This is a genomic window from Nitrosomonas sp. (genome assembly GCF_020852615.1).
Classification (GTDB): domain Bacteria; phylum Pseudomonadota; class Gammaproteobacteria; order Burkholderiales; family Nitrosomonadaceae; genus Nitrosomonas.
Genome location: NZ_JADZAJ010000032.1, coordinates 153,803 through 159,802, shown reverse-complemented (window position 1 = coordinate 159,802; position 6,000 = coordinate 153,803). Strand labels below are relative to the sequence as shown.

10 protein-coding genes and 1 pseudogene are annotated in these 6,000 nt (G+C 53.9%); all 11 read right to left on the bottom strand.

The window, feature by feature from the left end:
- Positions 1–190: 190 nt before the first annotated feature.
- Positions 191–331: a hypothetical protein gene (locus IT527_RS08180; protein ID WP_292968037.1), complete on the bottom strand. Its 141-nt coding sequence runs from the start codon at positions 329–331 to the stop codon at positions 191–193.
- Positions 332–537: 206 nt separating this feature from the next.
- Positions 538–972, bottom strand: a complete 435-nt coding sequence (locus IT527_RS08175) for a hypothetical protein (RefSeq protein ID WP_292968036.1) — start codon at positions 970–972, stop codon at positions 538–540.
- A 203-nt stretch (positions 973–1,175) separates the two neighbouring features.
- Positions 1,176–1,274: pseudogene (locus IT527_RS08170) on the bottom strand (IS1595 family transposase); the annotation flags it as partial.
- A 405-nt stretch (positions 1,275–1,679) separates the two neighbouring features.
- Positions 1,680–2,006: a hypothetical protein gene (locus IT527_RS08165; protein WP_292968035.1), complete on the bottom strand. Its 327-nt coding sequence runs from the start codon at positions 2,004–2,006 to the stop codon at positions 1,680–1,682.
- A 76-nt stretch (positions 2,007–2,082) separates the two neighbouring features.
- Positions 2,083–2,484 carry a hypothetical protein gene (locus IT527_RS08160; protein WP_292968034.1) on the bottom strand — a complete coding sequence of 134 codons (402 nt, stop codon included), beginning with the start codon at positions 2,482–2,484 and terminating at the stop codon, positions 2,083–2,085.
- Between the two features lie 108 nt (positions 2,485–2,592).
- Positions 2,593–2,820 carry a hypothetical protein gene (locus IT527_RS08155; RefSeq protein WP_292968033.1) on the bottom strand — a complete coding sequence of 76 codons (228 nt, stop codon included), beginning with the start codon at positions 2,818–2,820 and terminating at the stop codon, positions 2,593–2,595.
- Between the two features lie 322 nt (positions 2,821–3,142).
- Positions 3,143–3,370: a VOC family protein gene (locus tag IT527_RS08150; protein WP_292968032.1), complete on the bottom strand. Its 228-nt coding sequence runs from the start codon at positions 3,368–3,370 to the stop codon at positions 3,143–3,145.
- Positions 3,295–3,534: a hypothetical protein gene (locus tag IT527_RS08145; RefSeq protein ID WP_292968045.1), complete on the bottom strand. Its 240-nt coding sequence runs from the start codon at positions 3,532–3,534 to the stop codon at positions 3,295–3,297. Before IT527_RS08145 ends, IT527_RS08150 begins: the two co-directional genes overlap by 76 nt.
- Positions 3,535–4,088: 554 nt before the next feature.
- On the bottom strand, positions 4,089–4,637 hold the full coding sequence (locus IT527_RS08140) for a hypothetical protein (protein ID WP_292968031.1): 549 nt from the start codon (positions 4,635–4,637) through the stop codon (positions 4,089–4,091).
- Between the two features lie 95 nt (positions 4,638–4,732).
- Positions 4,733–5,167, bottom strand: a complete 435-nt coding sequence (locus IT527_RS08135; RefSeq protein ID WP_292968030.1) for a GFA family protein — start codon at positions 5,165–5,167, stop codon at positions 4,733–4,735.
- Between the two features lie 69 nt (positions 5,168–5,236).
- Complete coding sequence (locus tag IT527_RS08130; protein ID WP_292968029.1) at positions 5,237–5,614, bottom strand: hypothetical protein; 378 nt, start codon at positions 5,612–5,614, stop codon at positions 5,237–5,239.
- Between the last annotated feature and the right edge of the window lie 386 nt (positions 5,615–6,000).

Sequence of the window (6,000 nt, the reverse complement as noted above, 5' to 3'; positions counted from 1 at the left end):
TTCTACAACCGCACCCGCAAACAGGCACGACTTGGTTATCTGTCGCCTGCTGCTTTCAGCCAACAATACTATGCAAAACAGATGACCGCTTAACCCGTTGGACTCTGTGATTGACGACCTACCTCACCTTTAGCTTTCCAACCTTGTCCATAGTCATGGGCGCTTAGTTTATTTCACTTTTGCCGGTGGCTCAGGTATGACGAGTTCTTTGGCGTCCCTCGGGTGGAGCATTACGGCGAGCACCCGTGTGCGCCCCCTGGCGCTCGGAAGGTGCAGTTCGAACCATTCGAATAGAGTCGTTTGCCAGCCGGGCAGAGACAGTATGAGCCATTTCCAATTCATGATCGACGAGATAGCACAGCCCGTGTTCGAAACTGCCTGGAATAATCTGCCGGGAGAAATTGACAGGTAACAGATCAGACCATTTTGAACCGGTTTGAATCGTGCCATCCCATAGCTCCCGATAATTTTCTCCACTCCTGATTATTCCAGAAAAACTAACAGGCTCAGGTTTTTCTACATCCTCAACGTCTGAGTTCAGGGGCGCGCCGCCGATAGGCGGAGCGTCCCCTGCAACGATGGGTAGGGGCGGTTTTCATATACGCGAACATTTGATGCTGCCTCCACGCATACGAATTGCATGTGCCCTTCCCTGGCTTTGGAGAAAGGACAAACCACGAAATTGCCCCAAACATCCCGGCCAAAACCGACCAACGATCTGGTATTTGGAGGAATGGATTTCGATTCCCCATCGTCAATGACGCCAAGCAAGCGATGCGTGCCTTTAGGCCAGATGCGGAGGCTTGGGTTGCCGTTGTATGTCGATAGCTTACCTTGCACACTGAAGCAGGAATCGACCAACAGCGGGTTCGTCTTGCAACCAAGCGCCATATCGACTTTCTCGGAAACCGCAAGAACTTCTCCGAATGCAAAATTTGCTATAGCGGCAACAACAAGCAATACGGTGCGCATACCACCCCTAACGAATGAAAGGGGCTTCCCCGTCCCAAGCGCAGCGCGCATTTGCGCAATACGGCATCACAGTGCCACGACGGGAAGTGCACTCTCTCATCAACACGCTTGTTTTGTGGAAGGGGAAGACCATGACCATCGTAACCGCAGGAATCGACTTGGCAAAGAACATCTTCGCTGTTCACGGCGTGGATGCCGATGGTAAGCCATTTGTCGCGCAAGTGCAGGTGCGCCAGCGGCGTGCCGCTCAAGGCGTTGAAGGTTTTGCCGCAATGGCGGCACAGGTAGCGTTGCAGGCGGCTGGCGTGCCCATCGTGGAGAACTTGCGCGCTGCTGCAATCAGGCATACGGGCCTGTCGTGCTGGCGCCGCTGGAGAATCTGAATGACTTCGGGCTTCTTGTCCATTTCCTTCAGATGCGCCAGCAGCCTCTGGCGCTGGCGCGTGCTCAGGGCCACTGCGCCAAGGTGAAAATCTGCTGCAGTGCCTTGTCCATCATGCGTTCCTCCACGTGGCTACGTCCCAATGGACTGCATAGGTGTTGGAGAATTTGCACCGCTCGATGTTCAATAGATACCGCTACTTGAGCCCATGAAAAGATAGCGGCTCGCGCTTGTCTGACAAGCGCTGGAGGCGTAAAACATTGCAACCAGCGCCGCAGCGGCAGGGCACCCCGGCCCCCAGCCCCCGGCGCGTGCAAAGCCGCGGTCAGAGGCTCGCCAGTTCAAGTATCTCCTGCCCCATCAGCAGGCACTCACCGCCCGCGCGGTAGTAGATTAGCCGCATGCGGTAATTGCCCTTGTAGATATAGCCCTTGACCTCGAAGACAGAAAACTTCTGGCGCTGGTTCGCCGGATTGGTGAGGGGCGGCAGCTCCTTCGCCTTCGCTTCGACGCCCGCCCTGTCGTCGTTATTGCTGTGGAACAACAGCAGCTTCCGGGCCTGGGCGATCGCATCCGCCGCACACCCGGTATCGGCCGCCAGGCAAGGGCTGGCCGCCAGCAGCAGCAAAAGAGGGGCGATTTGCTTGAACACACAGCCTCCCAATGAAAATGCGCTTGCTCGAAGGCGAGCACGCCCGGGTGAAAACCAGAAACAGGTTCGTGTTTCTTTACTGGGGCGGACCGAACAGGAGCATCAGTCTCTCCTTCTGTTCGGAGTACGTGAATTTCGGGTTGTTGAAAATGCAATTAAGTTTCACGGTATCGCATAGCTCCTGGATCCCTCCAGGGTTGCCCCTTGATTCGGCATACATTTTCCGCCTGCTTTCAACGAAACGCGTCCGATACGCTTCCGAGGAACGGGCAACCAAGGGGCGCGGGACCAGGATGGTGCCGCAACTGTAAGGCTCTGCCAGCAGTTGCCTGTATGAACTTTCTTTCTGACTTTCTACCTTGATGCAGGTTTCAATCATCGACTCGATTTCCGGGTTTCCCAATGCGGCATCGCTTTCCGCGGCATGCGATATGGGAAAAACTGCCTGAAGCAGTACCGATAAAACCAGTATTTTCATGCGCATCCATCAACCCCTTCATAAAAAAAGAAACCACTTCCGGAATCACGGAAGCTGGGCTCTTGCCGTTGTGGCAGTTATCTCAGCGCGGCGCTTGAAAATGTAAGACTAAATCAATTTCAGCCCTGCCAAAATCCATAAAATCAAAACGATCCAGATCACTGATGTGATAATTTTCCCTATTTTCGTCGAAACGATATACGCAACAATGAACGTTGTAATAATGGCTATCGATTCGTCTTTGGTCTTGACCCAGACATATCCGCCTGCGATGAGTCCTGTCAGAGCCGACAAGCCGTACGAGTTGCCCTCCCCTGAGGGAGGAGCATTCTCCATCGTGACTCCTGCCCCGTAACAACTGGGGCATGGTTTGTACACAGGCTTCATCTCTCCGCCAGGTTTTGATGAATCCAGAACGTAGGTAAGCGCTTTCCCGGAGCCTTCGCACTTACGACAGAGTCGACTAGTCATGCTGTGAACCCTGAGTAGTGAGCGTGTAGTGCCAGCAATCTGAATTCTCCACTTGGACTGATGGCTAGTGCCAATACATCTAAAAGAGAAAGAATTGATTTTCCATGATACTCACCGTCCAAATCAACCCGCAGCCATGACGCCGTGAAACGACGGCGGAAACAGCAGTTCGAATGCCTTATTGGATCTACACTGTTTCATGACAAACCGCTTCGATGTTGTGCCCATCTGGATCGCGGACAAAGGCACCGTAATAGCTAGGGTGATAGTGCGGACGTAAACCCGGTTTGCCATTGTCTTTACCGCCAGCAGCAATTGCAGCCGCATAGAACGCATCGACTACAGCACGGCCTGCAACGCGAAAAGCAATGTGAATAGGTGGGACGGGACATTGGGACCGCCACCACCAACCCAAAAGTCAGGCTTTGGAGCTACACCAAAGCCGGCTGCATCATGGCCGCCAGTTAGTTCCGCCGGAACCTCCAGCAATAACCGATAGCCCATGGGGGCCAACGCTGCGATATAGAACGCTTTGCTGCGCTCATAGTTGCTGACGGAGACACCAGTGTGGTCAATCATTTTGTATCCTTGCCAAGCCCAACGCAGAGCTAAGCGGCCGCTGGAGCGTAGCGGAAGCGGGTCGGCTTGAGCGCCGGGTTAGACAAAGAAGATGTTTCATAGTCCGACTTTTATCCAGGCAAAGATGAACGCAACAGGGAAAAGCAAAGCTGTCAACCAGCCTCCCCACGTTGTAGCCCAATGGACGCCTAAATCGCACCTTTAGAATACAACTGGCTGTAACAGCAGATACTATGCCAACTAAGATTAATAACGCAACTGAGATTCCAAGGAAAGGCAGCCAATACAGTGCGAGTTGTATCTTTTCAATTGACGCGGCCAATTTGTCTTTCTCTACCGTCAACAACACGGCGTATCCGGCAAAGAGTAACGATTGAGAACCGATTAACCAGGTAAGCCGATGGTTGATTAGCTCATCTTCGTGATGAGCAAGCTCAAAGTAACCTTCTTCACCTTGATACATTCATATTCTCCGTTACTGTCTAATGTGCAAGCTCAGCCGACGGCAAAAAAGTGCAGCTTTTTGACGGTCGGCTGGAGCGGGATGTTAGATTTCATTGGCCAATGATCGCGGCAGATCCAAGCACTTGAAGTTGTGCTGTTTCAGACGAGGCGGTTGTTAAGGTGAATAGCATCTTGCGCGGCGCGTTTGGGACAGACCACTCGTAGGCGACGGTCTGAGTTGAGCCGTTCGCTGTGGTTTGCGCTTGCTCATTTCTCACTTGTCTCGCTACGAGTGGTGAAGGCGCGCTAGCCACGAGGCCGGCGAATTTTTTCTTTGCTGTCTCTGTGTCCGCTCTGCGTGCGTGTACTGCACAAAGATTTTTCCCAGTAGGAAGCGCCAATACAAACGTTCCGTACTTGTCTGGAACGGGCCATGCATCCCCGGCGTTGCCAGCTAGAAAATGAGCTGCCTTTTCAGGAGGTAACTTTGGCATTGGTTCCAACTTTTCATGCAGTGCCTCAAGGTTATTTAGATGCTTGAGGCAAAGTGAAGCGTAGATGTTTGCGAATGAGCTCGCTTGGTTTTCTCCGTCGGTAGCAGCGAATGAAAAATTTGAGATAAGGCTGAAAATGGCGAGTGTGGCGATAAACTTTGGCATAAGCGCTCTATGAAATCTAACGCAGAGCTAACCGGCGCTGCGCGGCTTTATCGCGCAGCGTCCAGCGACTGAAAGGAGCGAGGTTGAGCGCCGGGTTAGGCATGTGTTTTTGAGTGAAGAAGCTCAAGAAATTCAGATAACTCAGGCACGGTTTCATATTTCACTCCGGGCGAGGCAATTGTGTCCCAGGCGGCTTTGGACGCAATAGACAAATGAGCACAGATTTCCAACTGCGCGTTTGCATCGAGCAAACCGGCAGGCACCCAAACATAGGGCAAATTTCTAAGTGGATTGGGTACAGGAGAGCCGCATTTTGAGCAAAAATCAGAGCGAAACCCCGAGTCTTTAACCCAAGAACTAATGATCTCCTCGCCACGAAGCCAGCGGAAATTTTCAGCGGCAACAATCGTTGCTGCATTTGAAGAAGAGCCGCCCTGCTTACGACAAAGTGAGCAGTGGCATTGGTAGAGCTTTGGAATGCGGCCAAGGATTTCGAACTTGACTTGGCCGCACAAACATTCACCATGCATAGAGAACTCCTAAATGCCTAACACCTGAGTTAAGCCGCGCCGCGAAGCGGCGTCGGCTTGGACGAATTGTTAGGCCGCATCTGACTCCTCCCGGGACTCTTCGATCAGCCGAGAGTCTTCAAAAGCCGACTGGAGGCTTGTGTACCAGCAGTAGTCCGCGCCGAAATTGTTCGCGGACGAAAAGACCAAACCCCAAGGCGCGCTCGGCCCAAAGCCGCGCTCTGCGTAAACGATGCCGTAGTCATATTTCGAGCTCTCCGCGATGACCCAAGTGGGGAGTTCGATGTGATCGCGGGACCAATCCCACTGTCGCAGCTCGAGGCGGGGTTCAACCAGGAACTTGCGGAGCGCATTGACTATGTCTGGACTCGAGAAGTGCTCAAGCTCCGCCGCGACCACGCCGGCGATTTCCGGGGCTCTACGTTCGGGCGCGGGTGAGATATCCATGTGGCCTAACGCTTGAGGTAAGCGGCGCCGGCCGCAAGGTTTGCAAGAACGAAAGCGGTTGACCGGCGTCCGCTTGACCGAAATGTTAGGCGGCAGCCCCGCAATCTTGCCGCTCGGCCGAAAGATACCGCTGTGGCTGTGGTGCCACAAGTGCGATAACCGTTGTGGCCTGCGCCCAAAGCGCTACCCGCTTGCGACGACCGGACGGCTGCGACGAACCGCGCGCGTTGAACGCATGGAAACGCGACAAGCCACCACGCAATGCGCATCCGCCAAAACCGAAACGCGCGCGTTGGCTGCGAAAGACTGGCTTGCGCCGACTGGCCACCACGCAGGCCAAGCGCGGCACCCACCGAAGCAAAGCGATGCGCCACGAAGCACGCGCA

Bases quoted from the DNA above. Each gene is read 5' to 3' on its own strand.
- IT527_RS08160 (WP_292968034.1), bottom strand. From the start codon at position 2,484: ATGAAAATACTGGTTTTATCGGTACTGCTTCAGGCAGTTTTTCCCATA.
- IT527_RS08140 (WP_292968031.1), bottom strand. From the start codon at position 4,637: ATGCCAAAGTTTATCGCCACACTCGCCATTTTCAGCCTTATCTCAAAT.
- IT527_RS08180 (WP_292968037.1), bottom strand. From the start codon at position 331: ATGGCTCATACTGTCTCTGCCCGGCTGGCAAACGACTCTATTCGAATG.
- IT527_RS08135 (WP_292968030.1), bottom strand. From the start codon at position 5,167: ATGCATGGTGAATGTTTGTGCGGCCAAGTCAAGTTCGAAATCCTTGGC.
- IT527_RS08155 (WP_292968033.1), bottom strand. From the start codon at position 2,820: ATGGAGAATGCTCCTCCCTCAGGGGAGGGCAACTCGTACGGCTTGTCG.
- IT527_RS08175 (WP_292968036.1), bottom strand. From the start codon at position 972: ATGCGCACCGTATTGCTTGTTGTTGCCGCTATAGCAAATTTTGCATTC.
- IT527_RS08145 (WP_292968045.1), bottom strand. From the start codon at position 3,534: ATGATTGACCACACTGGTGTCTCCGTCAGCAACTATGAGCGCAGCAAA.
- IT527_RS08130 (WP_292968029.1), bottom strand. From the start codon at position 5,614: ATGGATATCTCACCCGCGCCCGAACGTAGAGCCCCGGAAATCGCCGGC.